This window comes from Streptomyces sp. TLI_146, from assembly GCF_002846415.1.
In the GTDB taxonomy this organism is placed as follows: domain Bacteria; phylum Actinomycetota; class Actinomycetes; order Streptomycetales; family Streptomycetaceae; genus Streptomyces.
Genome location: NZ_PJMX01000001.1, coordinates 4,716,572 through 4,733,000, shown reverse-complemented (window position 1 = coordinate 4,733,000; position 16,429 = coordinate 4,716,572). Strand labels below are relative to the sequence as shown.

The 16,429-nt window shown below is 70.1% G+C and carries 16 protein-coding genes and 1 tRNA gene; 10 read left to right on the top strand and 7 right to left on the bottom strand.

The genetic code is table 11. The features are described from left to right. Positions 1-13: 13 nt before the first annotated feature. Positions 14-1,321 (top strand): hypothetical protein, encoded by a 1,308-nt coding sequence (locus BX283_RS21240; protein ID WP_101389142.1) that lies wholly within the window; start codon positions 14-16, stop codon positions 1,319-1,321. A 47-nt stretch (positions 1,322-1,368) separates the two neighbouring features. Here the strand turns inward: BX283_RS21240 and BX283_RS21235 are convergent, their stop codons facing one another. Together BX283_RS21235 and BX283_RS21230 are read right to left on the bottom strand one after the other, a co-directional pair. Then, positions 1,369-2,730: a serine/threonine-protein kinase gene (locus BX283_RS21235; RefSeq protein ID WP_101389141.1), complete on the bottom strand. Its 1,362-nt coding sequence runs from the start codon at positions 2,728-2,730 to the stop codon at positions 1,369-1,371. Positions 2,731-2,754: 24 nt separating this feature from the next. Next, entirely contained in the window at positions 2,755-3,303 is a 549-nt protein-coding gene (locus BX283_RS21230) for a DNA-binding protein (RefSeq protein ID WP_101389140.1), read from the bottom strand. A 151-nt stretch (positions 3,304-3,454) separates the two neighbouring features. Here BX283_RS21230 and BX283_RS21225 point away from each other — a divergent pair. Next, positions 3,455-3,527, top strand: a tRNA-Ala gene (locus BX283_RS21225). 79 nt (positions 3,528-3,606) lie between these two features. Here BX283_RS21225 and BX283_RS21220 read toward each other — a convergent pair. Beyond that, entirely contained in the window at positions 3,607-4,299 is a 693-nt protein-coding gene (locus tag BX283_RS21220) for a DUF5324 family protein (protein ID WP_101392492.1), read from the bottom strand. Positions 4,300-4,636: 337 nt separating this feature from the next. Here BX283_RS21220 and BX283_RS21215 point away from each other — a divergent pair, with 337 nt between their 5' ends. Together BX283_RS21215 and BX283_RS21210 are read left to right on the top strand one after the other, a co-directional pair. After that, the gene (locus tag BX283_RS21215) at positions 4,637-5,170 is read left to right on the top strand and encodes a peptidylprolyl isomerase (protein ID WP_101389139.1); all 534 of its coding nucleotides are present in this window, start codon (positions 4,637-4,639) and stop codon (positions 5,168-5,170) included. Positions 5,171-5,329: 159 nt separating this feature from the next. Further along, positions 5,330-6,199 (top strand): rhomboid family intramembrane serine protease, encoded by an 870-nt coding sequence (locus BX283_RS21210; protein ID WP_101389138.1) that lies wholly within the window; start codon positions 5,330-5,332, stop codon positions 6,197-6,199. A 289-nt stretch (positions 6,200-6,488) separates the two neighbouring features. On the opposite strand, the gene crgA is transcribed toward BX283_RS21210, so the two are convergent. Further along, positions 6,489-6,746, bottom strand: a complete 258-nt coding sequence (gene crgA, locus BX283_RS21205; protein ID WP_101389137.1) for a cell division protein CrgA — start codon at positions 6,744-6,746, stop codon at positions 6,489-6,491. A 141-nt stretch (positions 6,747-6,887) separates the two neighbouring features. Here crgA and BX283_RS21200 point away from each other — a divergent pair, with 141 nt between their 5' ends. The 6 genes from BX283_RS21200 (at position 6,888) to BX283_RS21180 (ending at position 11,253) form a co-directional block, all read left to right on the top strand. Continuing rightward, positions 6,888-7,676, top strand: coding sequence for a DUF881 domain-containing protein (locus BX283_RS21200; RefSeq protein WP_101389136.1), 789 nt, complete (start codon positions 6,888-6,890; stop codon positions 7,674-7,676). A 20-nt stretch (positions 7,677-7,696) separates the two neighbouring features. Next, positions 7,697-8,389, top strand: coding sequence for a class E sortase (locus BX283_RS21195; RefSeq protein WP_257583368.1), 693 nt, complete (start codon positions 7,697-7,699; stop codon positions 8,387-8,389). A gap of 68 nt (positions 8,390-8,457) precedes the next feature. After that, the gene (locus tag BX283_RS40695) at positions 8,458-8,634 is read left to right on the top strand and encodes a hypothetical protein (RefSeq protein WP_180357215.1); all 177 of its coding nucleotides are present in this window, start codon (positions 8,458-8,460) and stop codon (positions 8,632-8,634) included. Next, positions 8,631-9,269, top strand: a complete 639-nt coding sequence (locus BX283_RS21190; RefSeq protein ID WP_101389135.1) for an aminodeoxychorismate/anthranilate synthase component II — start codon at positions 8,631-8,633, stop codon at positions 9,267-9,269. Before BX283_RS40695 ends, BX283_RS21190 begins: the two co-directional genes overlap by 4 nt. After that, positions 9,266-10,498, top strand: a complete 1,233-nt coding sequence (locus BX283_RS21185; protein WP_180357214.1) for a class E sortase — start codon at positions 9,266-9,268, stop codon at positions 10,496-10,498. Before BX283_RS21190 ends, BX283_RS21185 begins: the two co-directional genes overlap by 4 nt. 20 nt (positions 10,499-10,518) lie before the next feature. After that, positions 10,519-11,253: a class E sortase gene (locus tag BX283_RS21180; protein WP_101389134.1), complete on the top strand. Its 735-nt coding sequence runs from the start codon at positions 10,519-10,521 to the stop codon at positions 11,251-11,253. Between the two features lie 91 nt (positions 11,254-11,344). Here the strand turns inward: BX283_RS21180 and pknB are convergent, their stop codons facing one another. From pknB to BX283_RS21165, 3 genes are all read right to left on the bottom strand, one after another. Continuing rightward, positions 11,345-13,348, bottom strand: a complete 2,004-nt coding sequence (gene pknB, locus BX283_RS21175; RefSeq protein WP_101389133.1) for a Stk1 family PASTA domain-containing Ser/Thr kinase — start codon at positions 13,346-13,348, stop codon at positions 11,345-11,347. 189 nt (positions 13,349-13,537) lie between these two features. Further along, a complete protein-coding gene (locus tag BX283_RS21170; RefSeq protein ID WP_101389132.1) occupies positions 13,538-14,992 on the bottom strand; it encodes a penicillin-binding protein 2 in 1,455 nt (484 codons plus the stop codon). Beyond that, a complete protein-coding gene (locus BX283_RS21165) occupies positions 14,989-16,410 on the bottom strand; it encodes an FtsW/RodA/SpoVE family cell cycle protein (protein WP_101389131.1) in 1,422 nt (473 codons plus the stop codon). Before BX283_RS21165 ends, BX283_RS21170 begins: the two co-directional genes overlap by 4 nt. Positions 16,411-16,429 lie beyond the last annotated feature (19 nt).

Sequence of the window (16,429 nt, the reverse complement as noted above, 5' to 3'; positions counted from 1 at the left end):
GGGGCGCGGCGGCATGACGAACCAGCGTGGGAAGGGCCGGGCCGTGGCCGCCTTGGCCGCGCTGTGCGCGCTGGCGGCTCTTTCGGGCCAGGGCGCACAGGCCGCGACCGGCCCACAGCGCCCGTACCGCGCTGACAGCCCCTACCGCTACGACCCGCACGCCCGGCCGGTCACCGCGGCCGCCACCGGGCAGGGCGCGCCGCGGCTGGCGGCGGGCAAGGTGTACCGGTCGGCCGTCGGGCCCGGCACCAAGGCGTACTTCCAGGTCGACCTGGGCAGCACCGGAGACGCCTATGTGTCGGCCGTGGCGGTGCCGAAGCCGGACACCGAGGTCGCCTTCGGCGACGGCATCGAGCTCACGCTCCAGGACCGCGACGGCAACACCTGCGACACCGGCCGCGCGGTCTTCGGCTCGCCCGAGTACCCGAGGCCGATCGCCGCGTACGTCTCACGCGGCCTGACCCGCAATCAGACGTCCTGTCAGGCGGCGGGCCCGTACTACGTGTTGGTCCAGCGGATCGGCGGCGCCGCTTCCACGCCCGGTGAGTGGGGCCTGGAGCTGCGGCACACCAGGGAGCCGAGGCTCACGGTCGACGCCGCGACGACCGCGCCCACACACTGGGCGACCACCGCGCCGCCCGTGCCCTCCTCGGCGGCGCGCGCGGTCCATGGCGGTACGGGCTTCGCCGACGCGGCCCCGCTGAGCGGCGGCGCGTGGCGCGACACGCTGAAGCCGGGCGCCACGCTCTTCTACCGCGTCCCGGTCGGCTGGGGACAGCAGCTGTCCGCCACCGCCGAACTGGGCCGTGCGGGCGGGAGCCGATACGTGGACAAGGCCATCGACCTCCAGCTCTACAACCCGGCGCTCGGCCCGGTCGTGGACGTGTACACGGGCTACGACGGGAGGCCCGCATCCGTCGCCTTCCAGCCGCTCGCGCCGGTGGCGTACGAGAACCGGTACTCCACCTCGGGCCCGGTCGCCGCGCTGCGCTTCGGGGGCGACCACTATCTGGCGGTCAGCCTCAGCCCCAAGGTTGCCCAGGTGCTCGGCCCGGGGGCGTACTCCGTCACGCTGCGGGTGGGCGTGCGCGGCGAGGCGAAGCCGGCGCCCGCGTACGAAGGGGCCGCGCCCGACTTCGCGGCCGACGGCCGGACCACCAGCCCCGTCCCGGCCGCGGCCCCGCCGGGGCACGACGGCGGCTCGACGAGGATGCGGCTGCTCGCGGCGGGCGGGATCGGGACGGGGACGCTGCTGGTGGGGTGGCTGGGGGTGCGGACGCTGGTCGCGCGGCGGCGGGCGCAGCCGGTCAGGCCGGGCTGAGGGTTCCCAGGAGCCCCTTTCCGGCTGGCTGAGCCCAGAACCTCGGTTCAGACCTGGCTGAGCGCCCAGAAGCCGACGGCGAAGCAGAGCAGGGCCAGGAGCAGGACCGGGACCGTCACCTTCGGGGGCGGTCCCGGGCGTTTGTGCCGGGCGGCGGGTGGTGGAGGCGTGGGGCTGTGGACCGGGGTGTGGGCCGGGCTGTGGACAGGTGCGGAAACCGGTGGGGCCGGAGTGGGAACCTGCGCGCTTTGGCCGGTGTACCTCTTAGTGACAGGGGTGGGTGTGTACGAGGGCGGATAAGGGGGCGGGATCGGATGGAATCCGTCGGCCGTGGGCGGGGTGGACAACTGGTGGTCAGGGAGCGGCTGTTGCTCTTCGCGCTTCTGCTCCCACGCCCGCTTCTGCTCCCGTTCCTGCTCCCCCTCCTGCTTCCGCTGCTCTTCCTGCGGGAGGTGGGCCGATCGCTGTGGGGTCGCGGGCGTCCCGGATGTACCGGACGTACCGGTCGGCTGCGGTCCCCGAAGGACCGGCGGGAGTTCGCGCGGGACGAACCCTTCGGGAAGCGGGCCGACTTGGTCGAAGACCTCGACCGGCTCCTCGTCGGGCCCGGCGTCCGGCAGCAGCTCGACGGCCGAGGCCAGCGCCTTGCGCGCGCCCGTGGCCGTCCGGAAGCGGACGTGCGGGTCCGGCTGCAGCAGACCCGCCAGGACCTGCCACAGCGGCTCGGAGACGCTCTGTGGCGCCCCGGGAGTGCCGTGGGCGGTGAAGTACTCCACCAGGGCCCGGGCGTCCGGCTTCTGACCCTCCAGCAGATACAGGGCGACCAGGCCGACCGCGAACAGGTCGGACGGGAAGTCCGGGTCCGCGCCCATGATCTGCTCGGGCGCGAAGTACCCCGGCGTGCCCATCACGTAGTTCGTCTCGGTGAGCCGCGGCTCACCCTTGCGCATCGCGATACCGAAGTCGGACAGCCGCAGATGCGGCCGCCCGGTGCCGGTGGCCTCAAGGAGGATGTTGGCCGGCTTGATGTCGCGGTGGACGACCCCCTCGGCGTGCACCGCGGCGAGCCCGGCGAGCAGCTGGTCGAGCAGCACGCAGACGAACCGGGGCGGCAGCGGCCCGTAGTCCCCGATCAGATGGGCCAGCGAGCCGCCGGTCACCAGGTCCATGGTGAACAGGACCTTGTCGTCGTCGGCGGCCCAGCTCGCCGGGGCCAGCACATGAGGGTGGTCGATCCTCAGCGCCTGCTCGCGGACGAAACGCAGCAGGGTGTGCGCGTCGCTCTGCTGGAGGACCTTCGCCGCCACACAGCGGCGGCGGCGGTGGTCCCAGGCGCGCCAGACGGCACCGACGCCACCGCGGCCGATCGGGTCGATGAGCTCGTACCGACCGGCGAAGACCTCACCCACCTGACCTCCCCGCCCCCATGGCCGTCAGCTCTGGTGCGCCTCGTAGTGGGCGACCGCCTCCGCGGTGCGTCCGGCGCCGTACACCCGGAGGAACTCTGCCAGCTCGGGGTGGGCCGGGGCGAGGGTGTCGGCGGCGTCGATGATGTCCCCGGCGGCGGCGACAGAGCGGAGCAGCGACTGGATCTCGCGTACCACGCGGCGCACGGTCGGAGCGCCCGAACTCGTCGTGGTCTGGCCGGTGTTGGTAAGAACCGAGCCACCCTGGGACTTCTTGATCTCGTCCATCCGGTCGGTGGCCTCGGCGGCGCTGACGCTGCCGTCGGCGACCTGGCCCGCCAGGTCCTGCAGGGCCTGGACGCGCTGGACGACGGCCGGGTTGCCGATCTTGGCGCGCTGACCGCTCATCAGCTGGGACAGCATGGGGGCCGAGAGCCCGAGGACGGCGGCGAGCCTGGCCTGGTTCAGGCCGAGATCGTCTATCAGCCGGCGGAAGAGCGCCCCCAGCGGCTCTCCGTACCAGCTCCGCTGAAGCTCCCTCGCTCTTGCGGTCGCTTCTTGCTGCGTTGCGTCCATTGCGCGTCTCCCCATCGCTTCCCCATTGAGGCGCTTCGCTGTCGCGAACCCCGACGAGCATCTTACGGAGAGTGGTCGTCTATCGGGAGTCCCAATCCTTTTGCGGGATACCCGGTTCCACCCGGTACTCTGGTCTGCGCATCACCTTCCCGGGGCCTTAGCTCAGTTGGTAGAGCGCTGTCTTTGCATGGCAGATGTCAGGGGTTCGACTCCCCTAGGCTCCACAGCACGACGACGGCGGGTGCCGTGGACCAGTGGTCCACGGCACCCGCCGTCGCGTTACGTACCGCCGGTGGCCCGGCGTCAGTGGCCGCTGCGCTCGTCGCCGCCGTATTCGGCCTCCTCGGCCTCCTTGGCCTGGACCTCCGGGTCGAGGGCGTCGCTGCCGTCGACCGCGCTCAGCGGGGTCCGCTCGGCGACCTCGGTGGGCGCCGGGGGCTCGACCAGCCAGTCCGGGTTGGCCTGCTTGTCCCACCACTTCCACGCGGCGACGGCGCCGCCCGCCAGGACGCCGACGACCACGAGGTACTTGGCGGCGCGCCCGGCCCGGGCACGGCGGCGCTGCTTCTTCGCCAGCTTCTCGATCTGGCGCGGGGTGATCTGGCCGCGCAGCGCCGCGAGGGCGGCCGCCGAGCGGGCCATCGCTTCTTCGCGGACCGGCTGGGCGGCGGCGACCGCCTGACTGACGCGGGGCGCCGTGTAGTCGGCGGCCTGGCGGGCGGCGCGGCGGGAGCGGGCGGCGGCCTCCCGGGCCACCTCCTCGACCTTCGGCGGCACGTGCGGCGCGAGATGCGCGTCGTACTGGAGATGGGCCTGGCTGCGGGCCTGCTGGGCGGCCTTGGCCACCTTGGGCGCGAGCCGCGCGTTCGTTTCGTGCGCATAGCGCGCGGCATGGCTCTTGGCCGAGTCGGCGTAGGGCGCCACCACTTCCGCGGCGTGCAGCACGCTCTCCTTCGCCGAGCCGGTCGCGGCGCGCACGCTGTCCATGCGGGTCACGTGATCCTCCTCCTTGGTGGCGGGGTTCAGGGCGGTCCGGTGGGTTGTCGCCGGAATGAGCACAGTGTCGCCTTTCCACCCATCTCGAAATCATGCCTGTCGGACGGGTACCCGGCATGCGCGGAAAGGCATCCGGGTCATGCGGGGCGGCTTCGGGTGATGTACGGCACGAGGGCGCGAGGGCGGTGCGAGGGGAGCTCGTGTCCGACGATGCCACGGTTCGCCCCGGGGCGCGCCTGTTCGGCGGGGATCGGCGGCACTCGGCGGCATTTCCTTGCCGTGGGGCCCTCCGTGCGAGGATCGTGGGACGTCAGTGCAGACCAAAGGAAGGCAGACCGTGGCCGAGCAGCTTTACGCCACCCTGAAGACCAACCAAGGGGACATCGAGATCCGGCTCCTGCCGAACCACGCCCCGAAGACGGTCAGGAACTTCGTCGAGCTGGCCAAGGGCGAGCGCGAGTGGACGCACCCGGCGACCGGCAAGCAGTCCACGGACCCGCTCTACGACGGCACGGTCTTCCACCGGGTGATCAGCGGCTTCATGATCCAGGGCGGCGACCCGCTGGGCAACGGCACCGGCGGCCCGGGCTACGAGTTCGCCGACGAGTTCCACCCGGAGCTGGCCTTCGACAAGCCGTACCTGCTGGCCATGGCGAACGCCGGGCCGGGCACCAACGGCTCGCAGTTCTTCATCACGGTGTCCCCCACCGCGTGGCTGACCCGTAAGCACACGATCTTCGGCGAGGTCGCCACCGACGCCGGCCGGAAGGTCGTGGACGCCATCGCGAGCACCCAGACCAACCCGCGTACCGACCGCCCCGTCCAGGACGTGGTCATCGAGTCGGTCGTCATCGAGTCCCGCGAGGGCTGAGCCCCGCGCGGCCCGGTTCCGGCGGGGTCAACGCGCACCCGAGGAACCGACACCGCCGACGGCACCCGTTCGAGGGGAACCAAACCGCCCCGCTCGTCCGTATGACGTGACGAGCGGGGCGGCGCGGTTGCCGCACCCGCACCGAGTACAAGGAGCCCGATGGACCAGGCGAGCCTGCCGAGCTGCTACCGGCACCCGGGCGTGCAGACGGGGATCACCTGCACCCGCTGCGAGCGCCCGATCTGCCCGGAGTGCATGGTCAGCGCCTCGGTCGGATTCCAGTGCCCGGAGTGCGTCCGCGGCGGCTCCGGCACCGGCCATGCGCCGACGGCCAACCAGCCGCGCACGATGGCGGGTGCCGCGATCGCGCCGGGCGACCCGCATCTGCTCACCAAGATCCTGATCGGGCTGAACCTGGTCGGGTATCTGCTCCAGCAGGCGGTCGGCGACAGCTTTTCCCAGAGGTTCGAATTGATCGGGTGGGCCTCGTACCTGCCCGGCGGCGGGATGGAGGGCGTCGCAGAAGGGCAGTGGTACCGCCTGGCGACGTCGATGTTCCTGCACGGCGGGCCCATGCACATCGTGTTCAACATGCTCAGCCTGTGGTGGATCGGCGGGCCGCTGGAGGCGGCGCTCGGCCGGGTGCGCTATCTGGCGCTCTACTTCGTCTCCGGGCTCGCCGGAAGCGCGCTGACGTACTGGCTCGCCGCCCCGAACACTCCCTCGCTGGGCGCCTCCGGGGCGATCTTCGGGCTGTTCGGCGCCACCGCCGTGCTGATGCGCAAGCTGAACTACGACATGCGCCCGCTGATCGCGCTCCTGGTGATCAACCTGGTGATCACGTTCAACCCGTGGGGCGGGATCGCCTGGCAGGCCCATATCGGCGGTCTGGTCGGCGGCACGGTGATCGCTTACGCCATGGTCCACGCGCCGCGCGAGCGCCGGTCGCTGATCCAGTGGGGGACGTGCGGCGTGGTCCTGCTGGCCGTCGTGGTCATCGTGATAGCCCGCACCGCCGCGCTCACCTGAACCGGCGGGCCGCCACCTGGGCGGGCACGCGGAGTCCTGCTTTCCCCCAAGGTTGTCCACAGTGTGTGCCGGATCTTGTGCACCCGGTGGGGAACAGCTGTGCCCCTTGTCGCTGACCTGGGTTTTCCCAGCAGAGACAAGGGGCGGGCCGTGGGCCGGTGTGGAAGAGTGCAGTCACACCGGCGTCAACACGGCGGAGGTTATCCACAGATCGTCTGACCTTTTCCCCAGTGTGGATAGCGTTGTGGATAACCCGTGGGCAAGGCTTGACGAGGAGGCTGTGGAGGGGCTACTTCCACTGCGTGGAGACACCGAAGCCGCCGGCGATGAAGCCGAAGCCGACCACGATGTTCCAGTTCCCGAAGGACTTCAGCGGCAGATCGCCCTCGGTCACATAGAAGAGGACGATCCAGGCGAGCCCGATCAGGAAGAACGCCAGCATCACCGGGGCCACCCAGCCCCGGCTGCCCAGCTTGATGGCGGTGGCCTGCTTCGCCGCCGGCGGCGGCGTGAAGTCGGCCTTCTTGCGGATACGTGACTTCGGCACGAGGAACACTCCTGTCGATGCGCTGCGTGACCGCGCAGGGAACTATGGCTGGGCGGCGGCGGAGGGGCAATAGGGGATCACTGCTGCCCCCAGGCGTCCGTTAGCGTAGTGCTTCCGTGGCGCCGAAGGAGTAAGGGTACGTTGAGCAATTCCGCCGACTCCCCACAAGGGCTCCCTGGTGAGCCCGCCGAACCGCGCCGCCGCTTTCGCGCAGGCCCCGTCCGGCTGCTCTCCGCCGCCGTCTTCGCCCTTGCCGGACTCATCTTCGTCACCAGCTTCAACACGGCCAAGGGCACCAACATCCGCACCGACGCCTCGCTGCTGAAGCTCTCCGACCTGATCCAGCAGCGCAGCCGCAAGAACGCCGAGCTCGACCAGTCCACCGCCACCGTCCGGAGCACCGTCGACGCGCTCGCCCAGCGCGACAACGGCTCCACCAAGGCCGAGGACCAGCAACTCGCCGCCCTCAAGGACGCGGCCGGCACCGAGCAGGTCGCCGGCAAGGCGCTCAGCGTCACCCTCAACGACGCCCCGCCCAACGCCACGGCCGCCCCCGGCTACCCCGCCCCCCAGCCCAACGACCTGGTCATCCACCAGCAGGACCTCCAAGCCGTCGTCAACGCGCTGTGGCAGGGCGGCGCCCAGGGCATCCAGGTCATGGACCAGCGGCTCATCTCCACCAGCGCCGTGCGCTGCGTCGGCAACACCCTGATCCTCCAGGGCCGCGTCTACTCGCCCCCGTACAAGATCAGCGCGGTGGGCGATCCCGGGAAGCTGCGCAAGGCGCTCACCGACTCCCGGGCGATCCAGAACTACCAGCTGTATGTGAAGGCGTACGGGCTCGGCTGGAAAGTCGACGAGCACAAGGCGATGACTCTGCCCGGCTACTCGGGCACAGTGGATCTCCACTACGCGAAGCCGGTGGGATAGCGCGGGAGGGGGGCGGCCCGGTGCCTGTGGTCTCGGTGCGGCTGGTCGTCAGGACGCTCAGCGAGCTGTGCATCACGGTCGGCACCCTGATCGTCCTCTTCGTCGCGTACGTCCTGTACTGGACCGGGGTGAAGGCGGACAGCGCCGCCGACAGCCAGATATCCGCCCTGCGCCACCAGTGGGAGCGGGCCCCAGCCACGAGCGCGCCCCAGCGGAGCGCGCCGCCCGCCCCCGCCCCGTACAGCGAGGGAAAGTCCTTCGCGGTCATGTACATCCCCAGGCTGGGCAAGGACTGGCACAAGCCCGTGCTGGAGGGGACCGGGGTCAAGGACCTCCAGAAGGGCCTCGGGCACTACGCCAGCACCACGCGCCTGGGGCAGCCGGGCAACTTCTCGGTGGCCGGGCACCGGCGTACCTACGGCGACCCCTTCAAGGACTTCCCCGAGCTGCGGCCCGGCGACGCGGTGGTGCTCACCGACGGGACGACCTGGTTCACGTACCGCCTCGACAACAAGCCCTACCGGACCGTGCCCAGCGACACAGGAGTCATCGATCCGGTCCCGGCCAAGTCGCCGTTCCGCTCCCCCGGCCGCTATCTGACCCTCACCACCTGCGATCCGGAATGGGGCAGCAGCCACCGGCTGATCGCCTGGGGCCACCTCGACTCCACCCGGCCGGCGGCCCAGGGCAAGCCCCAAGCTTTGACCGGCTGAGCCCCCTGCCCACAGCGCCGACCCTTAGTCTGGTGCGGTAACGATCGTCGGAAGGGACAGCGGACCGCATGTACGGCTGGATCTGGCGGCATCTGCCGGGCAACGCGTGGGTACGGGCGTTCACTTCGCTCGTACTGGTACTGGCGATTGTCTATGTGCTCTTCCAGTACATCTTCCCGTGGGCGGAGCCGCTGCTGCCGTTCAACGATGTCACCGTCGACCAGGGCAGGGGAGCGACCCGATGAGCGCACGCGTTCTCGTCGTGGACAACTACGACAGCTTTGTCTTCAACCTGGTCCAGTACCTGTACCAGCTGGGCGCCGAGTGCGAGGTGGTACGCAACGACGAGGTGTCCCTGGAGCACGCGCAGGACGGCTTCGACGGCGTGCTGCTCTCGCCCGGCCCTGGCGCGCCCGAGCAGGCCGGCGTCTGTATCGAGATGGTGCGCCACTGCGCGGCGACCGGGGTGCCGGTCTTCGGTGTCTGCCTCGGCATGCAGTCGATGATGGTGGCGTACGGGGGTGTGGTCGACCGGGCTCCCGAGCTGCTGCACGGCAAGACCTCGCCGGTCCTGCACGAGGGCGCCGGGGTCTTCCAGGGGCTGCCCTCGCCGTTCACCGCGACCCGCTACCACTCGCTGGCCGCCGAGCCCGCCACGCTCCCCGCGGAGCTGGAGGTCACCGCCTGGACGGCCGACGGGATCGTGATGGGGCTGCGCCACCGGGAGCTGCCCGTGGAGGGCGTCCAGTTCCACCCCGAGTCCGTTCTGACCGAACACGGCCATCTGATGCTCGCCAACTGGCTGGTGCGGTGCGGGGACAAGGGAGCCGTCGAGCGGTCGGCAGGCCTGGCACCGGTGGTGGGCAAGGCCGCGGCGTGACGGCCGTCCGGCCCGAGCACGAGTACGACCCGCTGACGGACCCTTCCCCAAACTCTCGGCTCCGCTCGAGCAGGGGAGGCCTCAATCCGGCGGGTGGTCACGGGTCGCCTTGGTTCAGGGCGGACAACATCGCGCAGGCCGGGGCCCCGTACGAGGCCCAGGGCCAGGCCCAGTACGAGGTCCAGGCCCAGGCTCAGGTGCCGGGCGACGCCTACGCGCGCGTGGCGGAAGCCGCGCCCGCGCCCGCTCAGGAGTGGTACGCGGAGCCCGCCGTGGACCCTGTGCCCGACTCCGGACCGCCGCTCCCCGACCCCGCCCCGGCGCCCCTGGCCGAGCCCGAGCCCGACGTCGTCCCCTACGACGACTCGACCATGGCGCTCAAGCGCATAGCCGAGCCGCCCGCGCCCCCCACCGGCGGCCGGGCCGAGCGCCGCCGGGCCGCCAAGGCGCGCGGACACCGGGCCTCCTCCCGATCCGCGGCCGCGCCCGCCGGGCCCGTGGCGAGCGGCCGTCCGCAGACCCGTGCCGAGGCGCGCCGCGCCGCCAAGGCGCGCAAGGACAGCCCGGCCGTGGTGGCCAGCCGGATCGTCGGCGAACTGTTCATCACGCTCGGCGTGGTGATGCTCCTGTTCGTCACGTACCAGCTGTGGTGGACCAACATCCGCGCCCATCAGCAGGCGGGCAGCGAGGCGAAGAAGATCACGCACGACTGGGCCAGCGGCAAGCAGGCCCCCGGCGCCTTCGAGCCCGGCAAGGGCTTCGCCATCATGCACATCCCCAAGCTGGACGTGGTCGTCCCCGTCGCCGAGGGCACCAGCAAGCACAAGGTCCTCGACAAGGGCATGGTCGGCCACTACGGCCAGGGCAGCCTGAAGACCGCGATGCCGGGCGACAAGAGCGGCAACTTCGCGGTCGCCGGGCACCGCAACACGCACGGCGAGCCCTTCCGTTACATCAACCGGCTCAAGCCGGGCGATCTGGTGATCGTGGAGACCCAGCAGGCGTACTACACGTACGCGATCACCGGGATGCTCCCGTCGACCAGCCCCAAGAACGTCTCGGTGCTCAAGCCGATCCCGGTCGGCTCGGGGTTCACCCGGCCGGGCCGCTACCTGACACTGACGACCTGCACCCCCGAATTCACGAGTACGTACCGAATGATCGTGTGGGGCAAGATGGTCGACGAACGACCGCGCAGCAAGGGCGTGCCCGACGCGCTCGCCGGCTGACGGAACGACAGACAGGTGCGGTGGAGTTGAGGACCGAGCACGACGAGCAGCCGACCGAGGCCCCCGTCCCGCAGCGACCGCGCCGCCGCCGCGTGGTCGCCGGGGTCGTCAGCGTCATCGGTGAGCTGCTGATCACGGCCGGGCTGGTGCTCGGCCTCTTCGTCGTCTACTCGCTGTGGTGGACCAACGTCATAGCGGACCGCGAGGCGGCCAAGGAGGGCAAGAACGTCCGCCGCGACTGGGCGAACAGCGGTCCCGGCGCCCTCGACACCAAGGGCGGCATCGGCTTCCTGCACGTACCCGCCATGAGGAACGGCGAGGTGCTGGTCAAGAAGGGCACCGACACCAAGGTGCTCAACGGCGGCGTCGCGGGCTACTACACCGACCCGCTGAAGGCGGTCCTGCCCGCGAGCGGCACCAAGGGCAACTTCACCCTGGCCGCGCACCGCGACGGCCACGGCGCGAAGTTCCACAACATCGACAAGATAAGGACCGGCGATCCGATCGTCTTCGAGACGAAGGACACCTGGTACGTCTACAAGACGTTCGCGGAGCTCAAGGAGACGTCGAAGTACAACGTCGACGTCCTGCAGCCGGTGCCGAAGGAGTCGGGCGCCAAGAAGCCGGGCCACTACATCACGCTGACGACGTGCACGCCCGTCTACACCTCCGACTACCGCTACATCGTGTGGGGCGAGCTGGTCCGCACCCAGAAGGTCGACGAGAAGCGCACCAAGCCCGTGGAGCTGCGCTAGCGCCCCCGTCCGGCGCCCGCGTACCCGGCGTGCGTACGGAAAAGCCCCGGCCCCCTCCGAAGGGGACCGGGGCTTTGCGCTGTGCCGGGGGTCAGCGGCCGGACGGGCCGCCGAACGGGAAGTTCCCGCCGCCGTCCTGGCCGCCCTGCCCGCCGCCGCCGATCGTCGTCAGGACGATCGCCGTGGTGGCCGGGTCGGACGGGGTGTTGGCCGGCGGGGTCTGCGAGGTGACCCGGGCCTTCTCGTCACCGGAGCTGCCCGGTGCGAACTGGATGTTGCTGAATCCGGCCGCGTTGAGCTTCTCGGTGGCCTGCTTGACGGTCATCCCGAACACGCTGGGCACCGGGACCTGCGCGGGCGTCTGCGGGCCCTTGGAGACCTTCAGGACGATCTGGACGTCCTTGGTCTGGTTGGTGTTGCCCTTGGGCGTCTGGTCGACGACCTGGCCCGCGGGCTTGTCCGAGTCGACGTCCTGGCGGGACACGTTGGTGTAGCCGAGCGTGCTGAGCTGCGCCACCGCCGCGTTGTAGTCCGTGCCCGTGACGTCGGGGAGCTTGGACGTCTTCTTCTTGGCGATGGTGAGGGTGACCTCGGAGCCCTTCTCGACCTGCTTGCCGCCCTCGGGGTTCTGGCTGACGACCGTGCCCTCCTCCTGCTCGGACTCGACCGTGGTGGTCTTCACGGTGAAGCCCTTGTCCTGGAGGAGCTGGGTCGCGTTGTCCTTCTTCTTCTCCGTGACGTCCGGGACCTCGACCTTGGGCGCGCCGGCCGAGACGACGACCGAGACGGCTTCGCCCTTGTCGAGCTTGCCGCTGGTCGGGGTCTGGCTGCAGACGTTGCCCTTGGGCTGGTCGGCGCAGGGCTCCGTCTTGGACACGGTCAGCTTGAGGCCGACGTTCGCCGTCAGGGTCTCGGCGGACTTCTGGGTCTCGCCGACCAGCTGCGGCACCGGCACCTTGCCGCTGTCGCCGCCCCCGCCGAAGACCGCCTTGCCGATCAGGATGGCGCCGACGAGCACCAGCACACCGGCGAGGACCAGCAGGATCGTCGAGGTGTGCGACTTCTTCTGGCGGCGGCGGTCGGGGCGGTCGTCGTAGCCGTAGCCGTCGTCCGGGTTGACCGGGGGCAGCATGGACGTCTGGCCCGCCGCGTCCGTGGGCCGCAGCGCGGTCGTCGGCTGGTCCTGGGGGCCCGAGGTGTAGGCGTCGTAGCCGCCGTAGCCGACCGCGCCCATGGCGGCGGTCGCGGCGACCGGCTGGCCGTCGAGGCAGGCCTCGATGTCGGCGCGCATCTCGTCGGCCGACTGGTAGCGGTAGTCCGGGTCCTTGACCAGCGCCTTCAGGACGATGGCGTCCATCTCGGGCGTGATCTCGGGGTCGAAGTTGCTCGGCGGCTGAGGCTCTTCCCGTACGTGCTGGTAGGCGACCGCGACCGGCGAGTCGCCGACGAACGGCGGCCGGACGGTCAGCAGCTCGTAGAGGAGGCAGCCGGTCGAATACAGGTCGGACCGGGCGTCGACCTGCTCGCCCTTGGCCTGCTCCGGGGAGAGGTACTGGGCGGTGCCGATGACGGCCGCGGTCTGCGTCATCGTCATGCCGGAGTCGCCCATGGCCCGCGCGATGCCGAAGTCCATGACCTTGACCTGGCCGGTGCGCGTCAGCATGACGTTGGCGGGCTTGATGTCGCGGTGGACGATGCCGGCGCGGTGGGAGTACTCCAGGGCCTGGAGGATGCCGACCGTCATCTCCAGCGTGCGCTCGGGCAGCAGCTTGCGCCCGGAGTGAAGCAGCTCACGCAGGGTGGACCCGTCGACGTACTCCATCACGATGTACGGGATGGAGACCTGGTCGACGTAGTCCTCGCCGGTGTCGTAGACCGCGACGATCGCCGGGTGGTTGAGCGAGGCGGCGGACTGGGCCTCACGGCGGAACCGGGCCTGGAAGGACGGGTCGCGGGCGAGGTCGGCCCGCAGCGTCTTCACGGCGACAGTGCGGCCGAGCCGGGTGTCGTGCGCGAGGTAGACCTCCGCCATGCCACCACGGCCGAGCACCTGGCCCAGCTCGTACCGGCCGCCGAGGCGACGCGGCTCTTCCATAACGTTCCAGCCCTCTCCGTCAGTCCCGACCGCACCCGTGTGTGTGGTCCGGCGGTGTGCTGTTCGCGCATACGCTACCGGGCACCGGAAGCGGATCCGTCCGTGACCGTCAGCTGATACCGGACCGGTACAGGGCGCGAGAGACGTTTCACGTGAAACGAGGACTGTTTCACGTGAAACGTCCCGGGGTCACTTCTTGAGCACCGCCTTCATCACAGCCTTGGCGATGGGAGCGGCCAGACCGCCACCGGTGATGTCGCCGCGGTTGGCCTCGCCGTCCTCGACGACCACGGCGACCGCGACCGGGGAGCCCTGGTCGGTCTTGGCGTACGAGATGAACCAGGCGTACGGCTTCTCGCTGTTGTTGAGGCCGTGCTGGGCGGTACCGGTCTTGCCGCCGACGGTGACGCCGTCGATGGCGCCCTTCTTGCCCGTGCCGTCGGTGACGACGTTCTCCATCAGCGCCTGGACCTTCTGGGCGTTGGCCGCCGAGAGCGGCTGGCTCATCTTCTCCGGCTGGGTCTTGGAGAGGACGTCGAGGTTGGGCGCCTGGAGCTGGTCGACCATGTACGGCTTCATCAGCTTGCCGTCGTTGGCGACCGCGGCGGCGACCATGGCCATCTGGAGCGGGGTGGCGCGGTTGGAGGCCTGGCCGATGCCGGCCATCGCGTTCTGCGGCCGGTTGTCCTTGGGGTAGACGCTGGCGTCGGCGCGGACCGGGGTGAAGATCTCGTCGTTGAAGCCGAACTTGTTGGCTTCCTTGATCATCTTCTCGTTGCCGAGGTCATCGCTGATCTTGCCGAAGACGGTGTTGCAGGACCACTGGAGCGCCACCTTGAGGCTGGCGTTCTCGCAGGGGATGGTCCCCTCGTTCTTCAGCGGGGTGGTCGACTGCGGCAGCTGGTACGGCAGCGGTGAGCGGGTCGGCTCCTCGATGTTGGTGTACAGCCCGTTCTCCAGCGCCGCCGAGGCGGTGACCACCTTGAACGTGGAGCCGGGCGGGTACGTCTCGCGCAGCGCCCGGTTCAGCATCGGCTTGTCCTTGTCCTGCAGGAGCTTCTGCCGGGCCTCGGAGTCGGCCTTGGTGTTGCCCGCGAAGACCGACGGGTCGTACGACGGCGTCGAGGCCAGCGCGAGGATCGCGCCGGTGCGCGGGTCGATCGCGGCGACCGCGCCCTTCTTGTCGCCGAGCCCCTCGAAGGCGGCCTTCTGGGCGGCGCTGTTGAGGGTGGTGACGACGTTGCCGCCCTGCTTCTTCTCACCTGTGAACATCGACAGGGTGCGGTCGAAGAAGAGCCGGTCGTCGTTGCCGGAGAGGATCTTGTCCTCGATGTTCTCCAGCTGCGAGGAGTCGAAGGCCTGCGAGTTGTAGCCGGTCACCGGCGACCACAGCGTGCCGTTGTTCCAGGTCCGCTTGAACTTGTAGTCGCTGCCCGAGGTCTCCTTGGAGGCGGTCATCGGCTGGCCGTCGGCCGTGATGATGTTGCCGCGCTCATGGGCGAACCGCTCGATCTGGACCCGGCGGTTGTACTTGTGCGCGTTCAGCTCGTCGGCGCGCACGTACTGGAGCCAGTTGTCGCGGATCATCAGGGCCATGATCAGCAGCCCGCAGAAGATCGCGATCCGTCGCAGGGGCTTGTTCACGGTCGGACCACCTGGGTCATCTCGGCGTCGGGGGACGGGGCAGGGGCGGGCGCCGGGCGGCGCGCGGTGTCGCTGATCCGGATGAGGATGCCGATCAGCGCCCAGTTGGCGATGACCGAGGAACCGCCCTGTGCGAGGAAGGGCATGGTCATACCGGTCAGCGGGATCAGACCCATGACACCGCCGGCGACCACGAACACCTGGAGGGCGAACGCGCCCGAGAGGCCGATGGCCAGCAGCTTGCCGAACGGGTCGCGGGCGGCGAGCGCCGTGCGCACACCCCGCTCCACGATCAAGCCGTAGATCAGCAGGATCGCCATCATCCCGGCCAGGCCCAGCTCCTCGCCGACGGTGGAGAGGATGAAGTCGGCGTTGGCGGCGAAGCCGATCAGGTCGGAGTTGCCCTGGCCCAGGCCCGTGCCCAGCGTGCCGCCGGAGCCGAACGACATGATCGCCTGGCCGATCTGCTCGCAGGCACCGGTCTTGTCCGTCTTGTAGCAGGCGAACGGGTCCAGCCAGGCGTTCACCCGGGACTGGACGTGCGGCTCGAAGGACGCCACGGCGACCGCGCCGGCCGCCGACATCAGCAGACCGAAGACGATCCAGCTGGTGCGCTCGGTGGCCACGTACAGCATGACGACGAACAGGCCGAAGAACAGCAGCGAGGTGCCGAGGTCGGTCTCGAAGACCAGGATCAGGATCGAGATGCCCCAGACCACGAGGATCGGACCGAGGTCACGCCCGCGCGGCAGGTACAGGCCCATGAAGCGGCGGCTGGCGAGCGCCAGCGCGTCCCGCTTGACCATCAGGTAGCCGGAGAAGAACACCGCGATGATGATCTTCGCGAACTCGCCGGGCTGGATCGTGCCCAGACCGGGGATGGAGATCCAGATCTTCGCGCCGTTCACCGCCGGGAAGAACATCGGCAGGATCAGCAGGAATAGCGCGACCGCCATCGAGATGTACGTGTAGCGCTGGAGGATCCGGTGGTCCTTCAGGAGCATGAGCACACCGATGAACAGCGCCACGCCGATCGCCGTGTACAGCATCTGCTTGGGCGCGTCCGGGTGGAAGGCACCGAACGCGCTCTTGGCTCTCTGGATCAGACGCGGTGACTGGTCCAGGCGCCAGATCATCACCAGGCCCAGCCCGTTCAGCAGCGTCGCCAGCGGCAGCAGCAGCGGGTCCGCGTACGGGGCGAACTTGCGCACCACGAGGTGCCCGACGGCTGCGAGGAGCCCGAGGCCCAGACCGTAACCGAGCATGCCGGACGGCAGTTTGCCGGTCATGGCCAGGCCCACGTTGGCGTACGCGAACACCGGGATGGCGACGGCGAAGACGAGCAGCGCGAGCTCGGTGTTGCGACGGCTCGGTGCGTCGATCGCGCCGATGGTGGTCGTGTTGGTGACAACGCTCATGGTGTGGAAAGGCCCCCTA

What these genes read in the sequence shown, in the direction of transcription:
- BX283_RS21240 (WP_101389142.1), top strand. Translation starts at nt 14, where the DNA reads ATGACGAACCAGCGTGGGAAGGGCCGGGCCGTGGCCGCCTTGGCCGCG.
- BX283_RS21230 (WP_101389140.1), bottom strand. Translation starts at nt 3,303, where the DNA reads ATGGACGCAACGCAGCAAGAAGCGACCGCAAGAGCGAGGGAGCTTCAG.
- BX283_RS21210 (WP_101389138.1), top strand. Translation starts at nt 5,330, where the DNA reads ATGGACCAGGCGAGCCTGCCGAGCTGCTACCGGCACCCGGGCGTGCAG.
- BX283_RS40695 (WP_180357215.1), top strand. Translation starts at nt 8,458, where the DNA reads ATGTACGGCTGGATCTGGCGGCATCTGCCGGGCAACGCGTGGGTACGG.
- BX283_RS21190 (WP_101389135.1), top strand. Translation starts at nt 8,631, where the DNA reads ATGAGCGCACGCGTTCTCGTCGTGGACAACTACGACAGCTTTGTCTTC.
- pknB (WP_101389133.1), bottom strand. Translation starts at nt 13,348, where the DNA reads ATGGAAGAGCCGCGTCGCCTCGGCGGCCGGTACGAGCTGGGCCAGGTG.
- BX283_RS21165 (WP_101389131.1), bottom strand. Translation starts at nt 16,410, where the DNA reads ATGAGCGTTGTCACCAACACGACCACCATCGGCGCGATCGACGCACCG.